The sequence below is a fragment of the Candidatus Burkholderia verschuerenii genome (assembly GCF_001189365.1).
In the GTDB taxonomy this organism is placed as follows: Bacteria; Pseudomonadota; Gammaproteobacteria; order Burkholderiales; family Burkholderiaceae; genus Caballeronia; species Caballeronia verschuerenii.
In genome coordinates this window covers 1-15612 of sequence record NZ_LFJJ01000401.1, presented here as the reverse complement: position 1 = coordinate 15612, position 15612 = coordinate 1, and the positions used below count along the sequence as shown (strand labels likewise).

Annotated in this window: 15 protein-coding genes and 3 pseudogenes; 10 read left to right on the top strand and 8 right to left on the bottom strand. The window is 63.6% G+C overall.

Features of this window, described 5'->3' with window-relative positions:
* Together BVER_RS29210 and BVER_RS29205 are read left to right on the top strand one after the other, a co-directional pair.
* On the top strand, window positions 1-224 hold a 224-nt coding region (locus BVER_RS29210), incomplete at its 5' end, for an FAD-dependent oxidoreductase (protein WP_157056314.1).
* A 21-nt stretch (window positions 225-245) separates the two neighbouring features.
* On the top strand, window positions 246-1301 hold the full coding sequence (locus tag BVER_RS29205; RefSeq protein WP_050456184.1) for an ABC transporter substrate-binding protein: 1056 nt from the start codon (window positions 246-248) through the stop codon (window positions 1299-1301).
* A 49-nt stretch (window positions 1302-1350) separates the two neighbouring features.
* Here BVER_RS29205 and BVER_RS29200 read toward each other — a convergent pair whose 3' ends face one another.
* Both BVER_RS29200 and BVER_RS29195 read right to left on the bottom strand, forming a co-directional pair.
* Window positions 1351-2826: a tyrosinase family protein gene (locus BVER_RS29200; protein WP_050456183.1), complete on the bottom strand. Its 1476-nt coding sequence runs from the start codon at window positions 2824-2826 to the stop codon at window positions 1351-1353.
* A 403-nt stretch (window positions 2827-3229) separates the two neighbouring features.
* Window positions 3230-4150 (bottom strand): GntR family transcriptional regulator, encoded by a 921-nt coding sequence (locus BVER_RS29195; protein ID WP_050456182.1) that lies wholly within the window; start codon window positions 4148-4150, stop codon window positions 3230-3232.
* A 200-nt stretch (window positions 4151-4350) separates the two neighbouring features.
* Here BVER_RS29195 and BVER_RS33165 point away from each other — a divergent pair, with 200 nt between their 5' ends.
* From BVER_RS33165 to BVER_RS29185, 3 genes and pseudogenes are all read left to right on the top strand, one after another.
* Window positions 4351-4704, top strand: coding sequence for an ABC transporter permease subunit (locus tag BVER_RS33165; RefSeq protein ID WP_198155503.1), 354 nt, complete (start codon window positions 4351-4353; stop codon window positions 4702-4704).
* An 18-nt stretch (window positions 4705-4722) separates the two neighbouring features.
* Window positions 4723-4983, top strand: a pseudogene (locus BVER_RS36130) (ABC transporter permease subunit); the annotation flags it as partial.
* A 115-nt stretch (window positions 4984-5098) separates the two neighbouring features.
* Window positions 5099-5824 (top strand): annotated as a pseudogene (locus BVER_RS29185) (amino acid ABC transporter ATP-binding protein).
* Window positions 5825-5880: 56 nt separating this feature from the next.
* On the opposite strand, the gene BVER_RS33155 reads toward BVER_RS29185, so the two are convergent.
* Entirely contained in the window at window positions 5881-6192 is a 312-nt protein-coding gene (locus tag BVER_RS33155) for a hypothetical protein (RefSeq protein ID WP_198155501.1), read from the bottom strand.
* Here BVER_RS33155 and BVER_RS29180 point away from each other — a divergent pair.
* Genes BVER_RS29180 through BVER_RS29165 form a run of 4 tightly spaced genes read left to right on the top strand, consistent with a single transcriptional unit; the run spans window position 6173 to window position 10459 of the window.
* Window positions 6173-6994 carry a M20 family metallopeptidase gene (locus BVER_RS29180; protein WP_198155500.1) on the top strand — a complete coding sequence of 274 codons (822 nt, stop codon included), beginning with the start codon at window positions 6173-6175 and terminating at the stop codon, window positions 6992-6994. The genes BVER_RS33155 and BVER_RS29180 overlap by 20 nt on opposite strands.
* A 1-nt stretch (window position 6995) precedes the next feature.
* Window positions 6996-8078: a mandelate racemase/muconate lactonizing enzyme family protein gene (locus BVER_RS29175; protein WP_050456181.1), complete on the top strand. Its 1083-nt coding sequence runs from the start codon at window positions 6996-6998 to the stop codon at window positions 8076-8078.
* Window positions 8079-8082: 4 nt separating this feature from the next.
* Window positions 8083-9255: a M24 family metallopeptidase gene (locus BVER_RS29170; RefSeq protein WP_050456180.1), complete on the top strand. Its 1173-nt coding sequence runs from the start codon at window positions 8083-8085 to the stop codon at window positions 9253-9255.
* A gap of 16 nt (window positions 9256-9271) precedes the next feature.
* On the top strand, window positions 9272-10459 hold the full coding sequence (locus BVER_RS29165) for a pyridoxal phosphate-dependent aminotransferase (RefSeq protein ID WP_157056313.1): 1188 nt from the start codon (window positions 9272-9274) through the stop codon (window positions 10457-10459).
* Between the two features lie 156 nt (window positions 10460-10615).
* Here BVER_RS29165 and BVER_RS33150 read toward each other — a convergent pair whose 3' ends face one another.
* A complete protein-coding gene (locus tag BVER_RS33150; RefSeq protein WP_198155497.1) occupies window positions 10616-10984 on the bottom strand; it encodes a hypothetical protein in 369 nt (122 codons plus the stop codon).
* Here BVER_RS33150 and BVER_RS29155 point away from each other — a divergent pair.
* Window positions 10983-11699 (top strand): glutamine amidotransferase-related protein, encoded by a 717-nt coding sequence (locus BVER_RS29155; protein WP_198155496.1) that lies wholly within the window; start codon window positions 10983-10985, stop codon window positions 11697-11699. The genes BVER_RS33150 and BVER_RS29155 overlap by 2 nt on opposite strands.
* A 35-nt stretch (window positions 11700-11734) precedes the next feature.
* Here the strand turns inward: BVER_RS29155 and BVER_RS29150 are convergent, their stop codons facing one another.
* From BVER_RS29150 to BVER_RS29135, 4 genes and pseudogenes are all read right to left on the bottom strand, one after another.
* Complete coding sequence (locus BVER_RS29150) at window positions 11735-12721, bottom strand: threonine ammonia-lyase (RefSeq protein WP_050456177.1); 987 nt, start codon at window positions 12719-12721, stop codon at window positions 11735-11737.
* Between the two features lie 62 nt (window positions 12722-12783).
* A pseudogene (locus BVER_RS29145) lies at window positions 12784-13949 on the bottom strand (porin).
* A 137-nt stretch (window positions 13950-14086) separates the two neighbouring features.
* Window positions 14087-14932: an ABC transporter substrate-binding protein gene (locus tag BVER_RS29140; RefSeq protein WP_050456176.1), complete on the bottom strand. Its 846-nt coding sequence runs from the start codon at window positions 14930-14932 to the stop codon at window positions 14087-14089.
* 209 nt (window positions 14933-15141) lie between these two features.
* Window positions 15142-15504, bottom strand: coding sequence for a LysR substrate-binding domain-containing protein (locus tag BVER_RS29135; protein ID WP_083452436.1), 363 nt, complete (start codon window positions 15502-15504; stop codon window positions 15142-15144).
* Window positions 15505-15612: the final 108 nt, after the last annotated feature.

The window sequence follows — 15612 nt, the reverse complement described above, 5'->3', positions numbered from 1 at the left end:
GCGGCGTCGAAGGCGGGCCGCCGGACAGCAAGCCGATCGTCGGACCGGGCCGCGCGACGCCGCGTCTGCTGCACGCGTTCGGCTTTTCGGGCGGCGGATTTCTGCTCGCGCCCGGCGTCGGCGAAGTGCTCGCCGATCTCGTCACGCAAGGCGAAACCGTCACGCCGATCGACGCCTTCTCGATCGCGCGATTCAGCCCGATCCCCGTTTCCGTCACTCACTAGCCAGAACAAGGAATAACCACGATGAAGCTGTCTCGCACATTCGCTTCGCTCGCCGCCGTCGTCGCTTTCGGCGCATTGAGCGCGGCGTCGACCAGCGCCTGGTCGCAGAGCAAGACGATCTATATCGGCATGAACGGCGGCCCGATGGAAAAGGCCTACACGAGCGGCGTGCTGCCCGACTTCGAAAAGGCCAACAACGTGAAGGTCACGGTGGTGCCGGGCACCTCGTCCGACGTGCTCGCCAAGCTGCTCGCCAACCGCAACAGCCCGCAGATCCACGTCGCCTTCCTCGACGACGGCGTGATGGCGCGGGCCGTCAGCATGGGCGTCTGCCAGAAGCTCGACGATGCGCCCGTGCTCAAGGAGCTCTATCCGTTCGCGCGCATGAAGGACGACATGGGCGCGGGCGTGCAGCTCGGCATGACGGGCATCGGCTACAACACCAAGGTGTTTCAGGAGAAAGGCTGGGCGCCGCCCACCTCGTGGCTCGATTTCGCCGATCCGAAGTACAAGGGCAAGGTCGTGTTCCAGTCGGCGTCGAGCAGCACCTTCGGGCTGCATGGCTTCCTCGCGCTGAATCGCATCTGGGGCGGCAGCGAGAAGAACGTCGAGCCGGGTTTCAGCAAGTGGGCGAGCACGGTCGGACCGAACGTGGTCGAGTACATCCCGAATTCGGCGAAGCTCTCGGAGATGATCACCACCGGCGAAGCGGGCCTGTTTCCGCTGACGCCGACCGCCATCGGCGATCTGAAGGCCAAGGGTCTGCCGGTCGCGTATGTCGCGCCGAAGGAAGGCGCGGTGCTGCTGGTCGATCTGTGCGTCGTGAAGAACAATCCCGATCCGGCGCTGGCGCAGAAACTCGCGCAGTATCTGCTGTCGTCGGCGGCGCAGAGCAAGGCGGCGCAGGCGGGCAAGCAGATTCCGACCAACGCGCAGGCGAAAATGACGCCGGAAATGCAGCAGAATCTCGGCGATTTGAACGCGCTCGTGAAGAAGGTCACGGAAGTGGACTGGGACGCGATCAACGCGAATCGCGCGCAGTGGGATCAGCGCTGGAATCAGCAGATCGAGAAGTAACGCGACGCCGCGATCCGGCAATATCGTCTATCGCCGGATCGTGCGTTTTTTACTGCGCCGCAGTCGAAATCTGCAGACGCATCTCGCGGATATTGAGGTACTTGCCCTTTGGAAGCTTGGTCTGCCCGTTGACGCGCACGGCCGAAATGACCACTTGCGACAGGTCCGTGATGCCCTGCGCGCGCAACAGATCGCTCAGCGGATAACTCAGCGTGCCGTCCGGGCTATGCATCACGCCCGCTGCCTCGAATGCGCCGCATGTGCCGATGAAATACGGCTGATAGTCCGAATCGACATCGCCGGCGGCCGGCAGATTCAGATAGAGGTTGTAGTAGCAGCCGCCCTTCGCGCCGAGCGTCGTCGACGTCAGGCCGTCGAGCACGAGTTGCACCGACTGGAACGGCGTGCTGGCCGTCGCCGTTTCCGGCACGGCGAGCGCGCTGGGCGTCGCGGTGCGCGAGGTCAGCGGCTTGTACGCCGTGATCGCGCCGCGCAACGCGGTCGACGATGTCGACGCCAGCGGCACGACCGCGCTGGTCGACGCTTCCGTCAGTTCCACATCCGTCACGCCGCCCAGCGAATGCTTGTTCGCCGAGATCGCGCGCGGCGCGGATGCCTTGAAGTTGCCGTTGGGCGGACGCGTGACAATCCGCTCCGCCCGCGATTGCACGCGGATAATGCCGCCGCGCTCGTTCTCCAGTTCCGCTTGCGGCGGCAGCGCGGTCGGAAGCTGGATATTCGCGTAGTCGTAATTCAGATTCGCGGGCATGTAGCACTTCTGCTTGAGCATCGTCAGCCCTTTCGCATAGGTGAACGAGCCCGACCAATAGGCGTCGGTCGGCACCGGCATGGTCGTCTGCGGCTGGCTCATCCACGCATGCCACAAGCGGTCGACATTCGCGTGATGCAAATAAAAGATCGGATCGGTCGGCGAGACCATATCCGCCATATATCCGCCGATGATGTTATGCACCGGATCGTGCGGCGCGGACTCGAAAATCGGCTCGAACGCATTCGATGCGCCGCGCTGGAAATTGACGATGTTCTTGTTGAACGGCGCCATCGTCAGCGCGGCGTAGACGTTGTTGTTCATGCGTCCGGTCACGAACAGCGGATTGCCGGATGCCGTGTCCGTGAACTCGCTCGGCATGGTCGGATACTTGTAGTAATCCCAGTACGGCAGCGTGAACGTCTGATCATTTAGCATGGTGCGCATCTGCTGTTCGAGGTAATACAGATAGGCCCGATGCCACGCGAAGAAGTACGGCAGATCATGCGGACAGTAGTTGACGTGTACATTAACCCAGTACTGCCACGACGTGGCCAGCTTCGCATTCGTCTGGGCTTTCATCTGCGCCACGACGCTCAGGAATTTCGCGTACTGCGTCGTCGTTTTGTATTGTTGCCATTCGAGGCGGATCGACACGGGCGTCGCGCCGAAACTCTTCACGGGCAGAGATGCGAGCGCGATCGTCGACGCCGTGCCCTGGATGAACGAGCGTCTGTTGAAATTGCTCGGGGACATAACCATTCTCCTTGCCTAGACCTTGGTTTGGTAGTGCTTACAGATTGTGGGATGTCGCGAGAAATGCCGCATCGAACCATCAGGAGAGTGAACCGTCCGACGCGCGTTTGTCGAATTCGGACAAACCGTCCGAATTCGACAAACGCGCCTCCGATACATGATGTCCGGTAACTCAAACGATTGCGACGCAGTGCATCTTCCCTGATTGGAAAGACGATGAGTGTGGGGAATCCAACACTGAAGACACGCCTGCCGGAGGCGAGTTTGATGGGCAAGAACTATTACGGCTGTAAGCCGTCGATCAGTGATGCTGACGGCTTATTCATACTCCGATTGCGTAACAATCGGTCGGTCGGCGTGGCGTAAATAGACCGAATGATCGGACGGCTCGGCGATCACCGAATCACGCGTTCGCCACCTTGCGCGGCTTCGGCTGCGCTTCCGCCGCGCCCGTCGTCCGATACGCATGGCTCAGATGCTTGCGCATCCGCTCGGCGGCAGCCGCCATGTCGTTGGCGAGAATCGCATCGATGATATCGAGATGCTCCGCGCACCATTCGCGAATGCGCTTGCGATTCACATAGCCCTGAAACTCGAGCAGACGGCGCAGTCGATTCTGCTGCAGCATCGACTGATGCATGAAGACGTTGCCGCTGTATTCCGCGAGCATTTCGTGGAAGTTGGCGTCGGTCTCGAAGACCTGCTTCGGCGTCGCGCTATCGAGGCCGAGTTGCGACACCAGAAAGATATGTTCGCGGCGGCAGCGTTCGAGCGCCGAACGGTCGGCGGCGAAGGTCGGCAACAGCAGACCGGCGGGTTCCAGCGTCAGACGGAAGTCGTAGCTGCTTTTGAGGGTCATCGCCGAATCGAGCGAGGGCTGGAAGCTCCAGCCGTGCCCTTTGTTGCGCACGATCAGGCCGTCCTCGGACAGCCGCGACAGCGCGCGCGTCATCGTCACGCGATCCACGCCGTAGCGCTGGGCGATATCCGTCTGCGTGAGCGACACCGGCAGCGTGCCCGCGAGCCGGTCGGTCACAAGCCGGCTGTAGAGGTCTTCGTCGGCCGATGCTGGCGGTTCCAGTTCGATGCGATGCAGCCCTTCCACCGGCTGCGCCAGAAAAAAGCCCTGATTCTTGCGCGCCTCGATCACGCCGAGCGATTCGAGCAAGGCCATGGCCGCGCGCACCGGCGTGCGCGACACGCCGAGAAGATCCGCCAGTTGCTGCTCGCGCAGATGATGCCCGACCTCCAGACGCGCTTCCTGGATCAGATCGACGATCTGCTTCGCCAGCACTTGCGCCGACTTGCCCGCCTGCCTCGCCATGTCCCGGTTCCTTATGCTTGGATCACTTTGGGTCAAGAATATCAAAAAATACAAAGCGATCAAATTTGTTTTGCCCCTCCTTTTTACGACTTTTTGGCTATAGCACTGGTATGCCATTGTTTTTGTCTGCTTGACCGATCCGTTTTGTTTTGTATTAATTGAGACAACTCAGACAAACATTGCATCCCCGGGAGCTGCGCATGTCATTCCATCTATTGCTCGAGTACATGACCTCGATCGATTTCATCCACGGCGTGGCGATGACGCTTCTCATCACCGTGATGTCGCTGGTGTGCGGCATGGCGATCGGCCTCGTGCTGGCGCTGCTGCAAGGCGCGCGCAGCCGGCTGGCGAAGGGCTTCACCTTCCTTTACCTGTGGCTGTTTCGCGGCACGCCGGTGCTGTTCCAGATCATCTTCATCTTCAACGTGCTGCCGGCTTTCGGCATCCGTTTCAGCGCATTCACCTGCGCCGTGCTCGCGCTGTCGCTCAACGAAGGCGCGTTCATGTCGGAAATCTTTCGATCGGGCCTGCACGCGGTCAAGCAAGGCTAGCGTACCGCCGGTCTCGCGCTCGGCATGACGGGCGCGAAGGTGTTCCGTCACATCGTGCTGCCGCAGGCGCTGCGCGTCGTGCTGCCGCCGATCGGCAATCAGATGATCGGCATGCTCAAGCTGAGCGCGCTGGTCTCGGTGATCGCCGTGCAGGAACTGCTGCTCGTCGCGAATCAGGCGGCCAGCGCGAACTTCCGTTACCTCGAAGCGCTGACCGCAGCAGGCATCTATTACCTCGTCTTCACGACGCTCTTCATGATGTTGCAAGGATGGATGGAGCGCGCGCTGGATCGCAAGCGCAAGACGTCGTTCACCGAACGGCTGCTCGGCACCTCGCAACCAACCCGTCGTCCGCTAAAGGAGGCCCGACATGTCCACTCCGCAATCGCAGCCCGTGCTGAAGATCAATCGCATCGACAAGAGCTACGGCGACACCAAGGTCCTGAAGAACTGTTCGCTCGATGTCGCGGCGAAGGAAACCATCGTGATCGTCGGGCCGTCGGGCTCGGGCAAGTCGACGCTGCTGCGCTGCGTGAACCTGCTGGAGAACATCGACGCCGGCAACATCATTTTCGAAGGCCGCGACGTGTCGCGCAAAGCGAAGCAGGTGCATCGCGTGCGCTAGCAGATCGGCATGGTGTTTCAGAACTTCGAGCTGTTCCAGCATCTGTCGGCCGTCGAAAACATCATGCTCGCGCCGATGACGGTCGCCGGCGTCTCGCGTCACGATGCGCACGATATCGCGCTCACGCTGCTCAACAAAGTGCGCCTGCGCGAACGCGCCGATGCGTTTCCCGATCAGCTGTCGGGCGGTCAGCAGCAGCGCGTGGCCATCGCACGCGCGCTCGCGATGAAGCCGAAGGTCATGCTCTACGACGAGCCGACCTCCGCGCTCGACCCCGAAATGGTCAACGAAGTCACCGAAGTGATGGCCGAACTCAGCGCCGAAGGCATGACCAGTCTGGTCGTCACGCACGAGATGGGTTTTGCGAAGCGCGCAGCGGATCGCATCGTCTTCATGGAAGGCGGCGAAGTGATTCTCACCGAAACCAAAGACACCTTTTTCAGCGGCAACACGCACGAGCGCGCGCGCCGTTTTCTCGACCAGATCCTGCATTGATCACCGGAGCACACCGCATGTCCATTCAGCCCGATCTCGCCCGCATGAAGCGAGACTTAGCCGCCCTCGTCGCCATCAACACGGAGAATCCGCCGGGACGCGAAATCGAAGCGGCGCAACTCGTGCATGAACTGCTCGAGAAGGAAGGTTTCGATCTGTCCTTGTCCGAATACAAGCCGGGCTGCGCCAATGTGATGGCGCGTCTGGAGAACGGTCCCGGTCCGGTGTTCGCGTTCAACACGCATCTGGACGTGGTGCCCGCCGGCGACGGCTGGAAGTCCGATCCCTTCGTGCTGCGCGAGGAAGAACGGACGCGGTTCGTGCGATGCCAAGGGCCCGCTCGCCGCGATGCTCGAAGCGATGCGCATGCTCGCCGCCGATCGCACGAAGTGGTCGGGCACGCTGCTCGGCGTGTTCACGGCGGACGAGGAAATCGCCAGCGAAGGCGCGAAGTTCTATGCCGCGAGCCGTCCGAAAGTCGACTTCGTGGTGGTCGGCGAACCGACGTCGAACGCGACCTTCTCCGCGTACAAAGGCAGCCTGCGTCCGCTGGTGCGCGTGCACGGCGTCACCGCACATTCGGGCACGCCGCATCTCGGCGACAACGTGATTTATCGCGCGGCGCAACTGCTCAAGCTGATCGAAGGTCATCACGAAAAGGAAGTGCGTTGCCGCTGCCATCCGCTGGTGGGATCGGCGAGTCTGACGGTCACGCGCGCGCTCGGCGGTCATGCCGACAACGTCGTGCCGGGCGCCTGCGATCTGCTGCTCGACCGCCGCATGGTGCCGGGCGAGCTCGAATCCGACGTGAAGGGCGAAATCGAACGTCTGCTGCAAGTGGCCAACGAGCAATTCGGCGTGCGCGCGGAAGTGATCGAGTATCGCGCGACCACGGGCGGCGCGACCGAAACCGCCGCCGATTCGAAGATCGTGCAGGCGAGCCTCGCCGCGTGCCGCACGCACGGCACGGAAAAGCCGGGCCAGTTCGGTTTTCAGGGCGGCTGCGATCTGGTGCATTTCCGCAGCGTCGGCGCGGCGGGCGTCGTGATCGGCCCGGGCACGCTGGAAGTGGCGCACAAGCCCGACGAGTTCGTGCCGATCGACGAATTCCTCGCGTCCAGCCTGATCTATCGCGATGTCGCCATCGAGATGATGAAAGCGGGCGTCTAACGTGCAAGCCACTCTCCATCGCGCCGCGCTGCATTACGGCGGCGATCTCGTTCTGCACACCGCCGCGTCAGGCAGCGTAGGGCATCTCGACGCGCTGTATCTGCGTCTCGTCGATGCCAACGTGAGCGCGGTCGGCGAAGTGCGCATCAATATCGCGTATCTGAACGGCTATGCGGCGGATGCGCTGATCGACGAAGCGCGCGCGATGGTGAAGCGCATCGACTGGTCGCGTGGTGCGCGGGCGTTGCTGGACGATTCATACGCGACATACAGCGCGCCGATTCGCACGCTGATCGACAGCGCATTGCACGACTTGCTGGCACGGCAAATGGGCGTGAGCGTCGCTCGACTGCTCGGCGCGTCGGGCGATGCGCTGGCGTATCGCTCGAATCAGACGCTGTTCTGGTCCAGCGACGACGCCATGCTCGCGCGTGCATCGCGCTATCTCGAACGCGGCTACACCGAACTGAAGCTGCGCGTGGGCATCGGCGCATTCGACGACGATCTGCGCCGCATCGACCTGTTGCGTTCGCGTTTCGGCGCGCGCGCGACTCTCTCCGTCGATGCGAACGGCACCTGGCGTCCCGACGACTGCAAAACCCGTCTCGCCGCCCTGGCGATGCGCGGCGTCGAGTACGTGGAACAACCCATCGCCGCCGGCGACTGGGACGCGCTGCGCCGCGTGGCGCGTAGCAGCCCGCTCACGCTGATGCTCGACGAAAGCCTCCAGTCCGACGCCGATATCGACACGCTGTGCGGCTTTGCGGGCCTGCCCGTCGCGGCGCACCTGAAGCTGGTGAAGCTCGGCGGCATTGCATCGACGGTGGCGGCGGGACGCAAGCTCAAGAGCGCGGGCATTCCGCTGATGATCGGCCAGATGAACGAAGGCGCGGCGGCCACCGCGGCGGCGCTGCACGTGTGCCTCACGCTCGCGCCGCGCTGGGCGGAACTGTATGGCGCGGACGGTCTGATCGACGACCCCGCGAACGGCATCGCCTACCGCGACGGCGAAGCGCGCCTCATGCATGCGCGCGGACTCGGCATCGAATTCGATTCAACCATTTCGACTCTCTCTCAGGATTAAGAACATGCAAGCAAACACAGGACCCGCGCAAGGCTGCGAATCGGCGTTCGGCGCCGACGAATACGCGGGCCGCGTCGTGCGCGCACGCGAATCGCTGGCGCGCGCCGGCATCGACGCGATGGTCGTCACGGGACCGGAAAACATCTTCTATCTGACGGGCCAGCAGACGCCGGGCTACTACACGTTTCAGGCGCTGGTGCTGCCGGTGGAAGACGATCCGGTGTTCGTGATCCGCCAGCTCGAATACTTCAACTTCATCGCCAACACGTTTATCGCCGATGCGCAGGTCTACGGCAACGGCAACAATCCCGTCGACGTGCTGGTGCGCGTGATCCAGCAGAAGGGTTTCGCGGGCAAGCGCGTCGCCATCGACAAACGCGGCTGGTTCCTGCCGATCACCGTCTACGAAGCGCTGTGCGCGAAGCTCGGCACCATCGCCGATGCGGCGGGCGTGGTCGAACAACTGCGCGCGGTGAAATCGCCCGCGGAAATCGAGAAGCTCGCCATCGCCGCTGGTTATGTCGATGCGGGCATGCGCGCGGGCCTCGCCGCCGTCAAGGTCGGCTCGACGGAAAACACGCTGGTCGCCGCGATGATGTCGGCCGCGATCGCCGCAGGTTCGGAATATGTCGGCATGGAGCCGCTGGTGTCGGCCGGTCCGCGCACGGGCGTGCCGCATGGCACATGGCGTCGTCGCGCACTGGAACAGGATGCGCCCGCGTTCCTAGAAATGGCCGCGTGCCACGACCGTTATCACGCCGCGCTGATGCGTTCCGCGTGGATCGGCAAGGTGCGGCCCGAAGCGCTCGAAATGGAAAAGGTCTGTCAGGACGCGCTGCAAGCCGCGCTCGATGCCATCAAGCCGGGCGCGCCGTGCGAAGCGCCGCACCTCGCGTGTCAGGCCGTGATCGATCACGCGGGCTACACGGACAACTTCAAGAAGCGCACCGGCTATTCGGTCGGCATCTCGTTCGCGCCGGACTGGGGCGAAGGCGCGATCCTGAGCATGTTCACCGGCGTCACCACGCCGTTGCAGCCGGGCATGACCTTCCATATTCCGCCCGCGTTGCGCATCTACGGCGAATTCACGGTCGGCGTCAGCGAAACCGTGGTCGTGACCGACACCGGCTATCGCGTGCTCGGCACCATCGAACGTCCGCTGCTGCGCGTGGCCTGAAGCATCGCCCAAGAACATTAGAGGTTGTCATGTCCTTTTCTCAACTGGCGCCGCGCATGAGCCGCGTGCGTCCCTCGCCGAAGGCAAGCCAGTAATCAATCTCGGCGAAGGCGAACTGCACTTCGACACGCCCGTGCATATCAAGCGCGCGGGCATCGCGGCGATCGAGCGCGGCGACACCAAATACACGGCGGTCGCGGGCACGGCGGAACTGCTGTCGGCCATCGTCGACAAGTTCGAGCGCGAGAACGGCATTCGCTACGCGAAGAACGAAGTGATCGCCGGAACCGGCGCGAAGCAACTGATCTTCAATGCGCTGCTCGCCACGGTTTCGCCCGGCGATGAAGTGCTGATCTGCGCGCCGTACTGGGTGTCGTATCCCGACATGGTCGCGCTCGCCGATGGCCACACGCGCATCCTGCAAGGCTCGCCGGAGCATAGCTGGAAGCTGCAACCGGACGATCTGCGCGCGGCCATCGGCCCGAAGACGCGCTGGGTCATCCTCAACTCGCCGAACAATCCGACCGGCGCGGTCTATACGCGCGAAGAACTGCGCGCGCTCGCCGATGTCCTGCTCGAACACGAACATGTGCTCGTGATGGCCGACGACATCTACGAACACATGCGCTACGGCGGTCCGTTTTATACGCCGGTGCAGGTGGAACCGCGTTTGCGCGAGCGCACGCTAACGGTCAACGGCGTATCGAAGGTGTATTCGATGACCGGCTGGCGCATTGGCTACGCGGGCGGTCTGGCATGGCTGATCCGCGCGATGCAGACGCTGCAATCGCAGAGCACGTCGAATCCGAGCACGATCTCGCAAGCGGCGACGCTCGCCGCGCTTGAAGGCGGCACGGATTTCCTGATCGAATGGATCGATGAGTTGCGCACCTGCCGCGATCTCGTGCTCGATACCGTCGCGCGCTGCCCCGGCCTGCGTTGCGATGCCTCCGATGGCGCGTTCTACGCCTTCGTCGATTGCTCCGGCGCGACCACACCTTCGGGCGATGTCATCGCGACCGATCTCGACTTCGCCAACTATCTGCTCGAAGCGGCGCATGTCGGCGTCGTGCACGGCAGCGCGTTCGGCGTGGAGCATCATGTGCGGATCGCGTATGCTGTTCCGATGCCCACGCTGCGCGACGCGTGCCGGCGCATCGAAACGGCCTGTGCGGCGCTGACGCCCGCTGTCGCCGCGGTCTGACGCGCTTGCAGCGATGCCCGCGACACGCGTGCCGTGTCGCGGGTTTTTCTTTTTATCGGATGGCCTTCCATGCTCTATCTCATCGAAGACGCGACGCCCGAGCCGGCGCAATTTGGCGTCCTTGCCGCGCTGTTCGCTCGCACGCTGAACGCGGAATTACGCTGTGCAGGCGTGCATTTCGACGAACGGCGGTTTCCGGACGCGCATCAACACGTCACGGCGGATGGAAGGTTGATCGCGAGCGGTCTGATCTGGCGCACGCGCACGGGTCTGCCGGATGCGACCAATCCGTGTCATGAAATTTTTTCGCTGGCGCGCACGCGCGATATCGTGATGCTCGTGCGCTCGTTCAATGCCTTTCCTACGCACTGCGCGGAAGATGTGGAGATGCTGCGCGTCGTGCACGAAGCCGACAGCGCGCAACTCGTCGAAGATGGTTCGGGCGTGGTGTTGCAGGCGCATCGCGATCGTTATGGACGATGGCGATCCACGGAAGAAGCCGCATCGCGCGAAAGGGCCGTCCATGACGATCGCGCTGATCGGCCACGAACGCGACCAGCGCGCGCAATATCCCGCGACGCTCGCCGCCCTCGGCGATGCCGCCGATGCACTCGGCTTCGATCTCGACGTGCGCTTCGTCGCGGCGCAGGACATCGACCGCGACAACGCACAAACTTTGCTCGCCGATGCGCACGGCATTCTGCTGCCCGGCGGCGCGGACATGGTGCGCGTCGCCGGACAGATCGAGGCGGCGCGCTTCGGCTGGCTCGCGTCGATTCCGGTCGTGGGCTTGTGCCTCGGGATGCAATCGATGGCGACGGCCATCGCGCGGCTCGCGTTGAAGAGCGACGATATCGGCCTGATGGAAGCGCAGCCCGATGCGCGCGTCGCCAGTTTCGAGGCGATTCAGGTCGGCGACGATGGCGTGTTGCTGCATCGGACGGGCCTGCAGCGGATTAGCGTGACGCCGGGATCTCGCATCGAGGCGATGCTCGGCGCGCGGGCGAGCATCCTCTGCAATCATCGCTACAAGCTCAATCCGGCGCTCGAAGCGCCGTTCGCGACGCTCGGCGTGACGGTCAGCGCGCGCGACGAAATCGGTTCCATCGCCGATGCCATCGAGTCCGATAAGCATCCGTTCTTCGCGGGCATGCAAGGGTATCCCGAACTGTCGTCGCGTGACGGCGAGCCGCATCCGTTGCTGACGAGTTTTCTGGAAGCGGCGGCTTCTCACTCATAAACGTAAGCGCCCGCTTCGAAAGCGGGCGCTTACGCTCAAGCTTCGCTGATCGCCGACGCAAACAACGCGGCATCGACATTCCCGCCCGACGCCACGATCAACACGCGCTTGCCGCGCAACGGCGATGCAGCCGGATCCGACATCATGCCCGCCAGCGCGACCGCGCCGCCCGGCTCCACGACCACGCGGAACGTCTCGAAGCAGAACGCCATCGCGCGGCGTACGGCGGCATCGTCGGCAGCGAGCACGCCCGCGAGACGCGATCCGTTGATCGAAAACGGCAACTCGGCCGGAACCGGCGCGAGCAGTGCATCGCAGATCGACACGCGGCCCGCGGGATTCGTTTCACGCTGGCCGGATGCAAGCGAACGGCGCGTATCGTCGAACTCGCTCGGCTCGGCCGCCCACACCTGCGGCTTCGATTGCGCCGCTTCCACCGCGAGACACGTCCCCGCCGACAAACCGCCGCCGCCGCACGGCACGACGATCGCATCGAACGCGTCCGCGCCGAAGCGATCGAGCGTCTCGAACGCAACCGTCGCCTGCCCCGCGATCACATGATGATGATCGCCCGGCGGCACGACCGCATACTGCCCTTCGCGCGCGAGTTCCGCCGCCACTTCCTCGCGGCTTTGACGCTCGCGGTCGTATCGGACGATGCGCGCACCGGCCTTGCGCGCCTTTTCCACCTTGTTTTCAGGCGCATTCGACGGCATCACGACCGTGGTCGGAATATCGAGCATGCGCCCGACCGTCGCGATGGCCTGCCCGTGATTGCCCGTCGAATATGCGACGACGCCATCGGGACAGGTGGCGCGGTCGAGCCTCGACAGACAGTTGTACGCGCCGCGAAACTTGAACGCGCCCGTATGCTGAAGCGATTCGAGCTTGACGAACACCTTCGCGCCGGTGATCTCGTCGAGCAGATCGGAACGCACGACCGGCGTTTCCACGGCGACGCCGCGCAGCCGCGCCGATGCATCGAGCACATCGCGGGCCGTGGGCGTTTGAAATGACAGCATGTTTTGAGTCTCCGAAATCGAAGCGGCCAGCCGCCGACGCGACCGGCCGTGTAACGTGATGCTTAGAAGCGATGACGCATGCCGACGGTCACGATCGTCTGCGTGCCCGCGCCATCGACGCCATACGACGAGATCGTCGCGCGCGCCGATTGCAGGCCGCCGGAGGTCGTGCGCTGCTCGCCGCTCGCGCGCTAGAAGGCGCTCGTCAGATAGACGTCGGTGCGCTTCGAGAGATTGTAGAACGCGCCCGCGCTGACCTGGTTGTAGTGCGCGGATGCATCGCCCGAGGCGGACGTGTAGATATAGCCGAGGCCGAAGCGCAACGCCGGTGACACGCGATAGAAGCCGTACACGCGGCCCGTGTTGTAGCGCTCGGTGCTCGTGAACGTCGATGCGCCATCGGCCGTGTAGCGCGCATTGCTGTAGCCCGCGCCGAGAAGGAACGCGCCGAGCTGATACTGCGCCGCGACCTGCGCAATGCCGACCATATGCGCGCTCTGATACGCCGCGTTGATCGAGCCGCCCTGGAAGAAGGAATCGTTCGAGCCGCTGTTCCAGCTGGTGCGGCGCGCGGCCGTGCCATCGGCGTTGGTGGCCTGCACATAGCCAGCCGCGACCTTGAGCGGTCCGCTGGTGTAGGACAGGACGCGGCCGCGCTGAACGTGAGCCCTTGTCCCGTCGATCCCGCCACGCCGCCGGGCGCGGCCATCGCTTCGAACACCACGCCGCCGAAGGTCGGCGAAGTGTACTTGACCGCATTCGACACGCGCGCGCTGAAGTCGTTGTTGTCGACGTCGCCCGGCGTCGCGAAGGGCACGCTGCCGCCCGCGCCGTCCGCCGTCAGCGGCTGCACCAGATCGACGACCGGATCGTACATGCGGCCCGCGACCACCGTGCCCAGCCGATCGCTCGACAAACCGACGAACGACTGACGCCCGAACTCGCGGCCGCCCTGCGCCAGCCGTCCGGTGCCGATCGAAAAGCCGCTTTCCAGCTGGAAGATCGCCTTGACGCCGCCGCCGAGATCTTCCGCGCCTCTCAATCCCCAGCGATTGCCCGACAAGCCGCCGCTCAGCAGGCTATAGCGATTGCCAGTCGCGGTCTTGAGATAGCTGACGCCCGCATCGACGATGCCGTACAGCGTCACGCTGCTTTGCGCATGCGCGACGCCCGCGCTCGAAAGTCCCAGGACCAGACTCGTCAGCGCAATTCGCTTGGTGTTTTTCATAGTTATACTAATGATATTGAAAGGTATTGTGTTGGAAGATGATGGAAGGGATGCGCGCATCCCTTCGAAGCGGCCATGCCGCCTCGAAGGAAGATCAGTCTCTGGAGTTTTGAGTCAGCGAACTACGAAGCGGCGTGTCAATTCGCCTTGGCGGTCGCGGCCGATGCATCGAAGATCGACACCGACGCGGGCAGCTTCCACTTCTCGATCAGCTTGCCGTAGGTGCCCTTCGCGACGACCTTCGCCAGCGCATCCTTCAGCGCGGCGGCCATCGCGGTATTGCCCTTCGGCACGGCAAAGCCGATGCTCGTCGTCTGCTCGAATTCCGGGCCGACCGCCTTGTACGTGTCGGGCACTTCGGCGAGCAGCTGCACGGTGCCGGGCGTCGAGTTGTAGATGGCGTCGGCGCGACCTTGACGCAGGCTCAGCGCGGAGTCCTGCGCGGTCGGCAGCGTCATCACGTTCGGGCTGGGCTTGCCCGCGTCCTTGCAGCGCTTCACATCGGCGCGCGCGTAGGTTTCCTCGATACCGCCGAGCGTCACGGCCACGTTCTTGCCGCACAGCGTATCGTCGCGGCCGGTGATCTTCGCCGGATTCGACGCCTGAACGATGATCCGATTGCCGATACGCAGATACGGCACGAAGTCCACCTGCCCGCTGCGCGCCGGCGTGATGTACATCGCGGAATTGATGATGTCGAGACGGCCGCCCTGCAACGCCGGGATCAAGCCGCTGAACTGCATGTTCTGCGCGTCGGGCGCGAGCTTCATCTCCTTGGCGACCGCGTTGATCAGGCCGATGTCGAAGCCCGTCAGCGCGCCGCCGCGCGTGAATTCGAAGGGCGCGAACGTCGCCGCGACGCCGTAGGTCAGCTTGCCCGACTCGACGGTTTTCACGGGCTCGGCCGCGTGCGCGGACAGGGAGCACACGAAGGAAACGGCAGCCGATGCGGCCAGCGTGCGCAGTGCGAAGCGTAGTGTCATGGTGATTCCCGCTGTGTAGGTGAATGACTGTTTTGCTTTATTTGTACAAATTTATACAAACGCAAAATTTACGCGTCAAGCTGGAATTAATAAAAGTTGTAAGAATTAACGCCCGTCCGCATGGGCGCAGCATCGATATGTTCTAGCCATTTTGTATTTTCGGCGCATTTCGTACATCGAAGCTGTGCGTAGCGGAACAATGTCCGGCGCTACCGCGCGAGCGCTTTCGCGAGGATGTCGAGCATGTTGGGACGGTCGGCGTCCGCGTTGGTGAGCAGCATGATTTCGCGCTGATAGGCCGCACCGGCAAGCGGCGTCACGCGGCAATCGCCCGCGAAGCGTTCGATGCCCGGCCACTGCGGCACCAGTCCCACGCCCATGCCGTCGGTGACGAGCATCGCGATGGCTTCGAGCGCGTCGAGATCGCACAGCACGGTCGGCTCGATGCCATGATCGGCGAGCCACGCCGCCGCATGCCGGCCGCCCCACGCGTTGGGGTCGTAGCGGATATAGGGATGCGCCGCGAGCAGCTTCGCCGCGCTGCCGCGCGCGCCTTTTTGTGCGCCGAGCATGCGCAACAGCTTGGGGGTGCAAGTTCCCTGTCCAGCCTGATGGGGCGAAGGCCTAGTGAAACGCAAGGGCGTCGTTGTGAGGCGGGGTCTGAAGGAAGCGTGTAGCAA

What these genes read in the sequence shown, in the direction of transcription:
- BVER_RS29205 (WP_050456184.1), top strand. Translation starts at nt 246, where the DNA reads ATGAAGCTGTCTCGCACATTCGCTTCGCTCGCCGCCGTCGTCGCTTTC.
- BVER_RS29200 (WP_050456183.1), bottom strand. Translation starts at nt 2,826, where the DNA reads ATGTCCCCGAGCAATTTCAACAGACGCTCGTTCATCCAGGGCACGGCG.
- BVER_RS29195 (WP_050456182.1), bottom strand. Translation starts at nt 4,150, where the DNA reads ATGGCGAGGCAGGCGGGCAAGTCGGCGCAAGTGCTGGCGAAGCAGATC.
- BVER_RS33165 (WP_198155503.1), top strand. Translation starts at nt 4,351, where the DNA reads ATGTCATTCCATCTATTGCTCGAGTACATGACCTCGATCGATTTCATC.
- BVER_RS29180 (WP_198155500.1), top strand. Translation starts at nt 6,173, where the DNA reads ATGCTCGAAGCGATGCGCATGCTCGCCGCCGATCGCACGAAGTGGTCG.
- BVER_RS33155 (WP_198155501.1), bottom strand. Translation starts at nt 6,192, where the DNA reads ATGCGCATCGCTTCGAGCATCGCGGCGAGCGGGCCCTTGGCATCGCAC.
- BVER_RS29170 (WP_050456180.1), top strand. Translation starts at nt 8,083, where the DNA reads ATGCAAGCAAACACAGGACCCGCGCAAGGCTGCGAATCGGCGTTCGGC.
- BVER_RS29155 (WP_198155496.1), top strand. Translation starts at nt 10,983, where the DNA reads ATGACGATCGCGCTGATCGGCCACGAACGCGACCAGCGCGCGCAATAT.
- BVER_RS33150 (WP_198155497.1), bottom strand. Translation starts at nt 10,984, where the DNA reads ATGGACGGCCCTTTCGCGCGATGCGGCTTCTTCCGTGGATCGCCATCG.
- BVER_RS29150 (WP_050456177.1), bottom strand. Translation starts at nt 12,721, where the DNA reads ATGCTGTCATTTCAAACGCCCACGGCCCGCGATGTGCTCGATGCATCG.
- BVER_RS29140 (WP_050456176.1), bottom strand. Translation starts at nt 14,932, where the DNA reads ATGACACTACGCTTCGCACTGCGCACGCTGGCCGCATCGGCTGCCGTT.
- BVER_RS29135 (WP_083452436.1), bottom strand. Translation starts at nt 15,504, where the DNA reads ATGCTCGGCGCACAAAAAGGCGCGCGCGGCAGCGCGGCGAAGCTGCTC.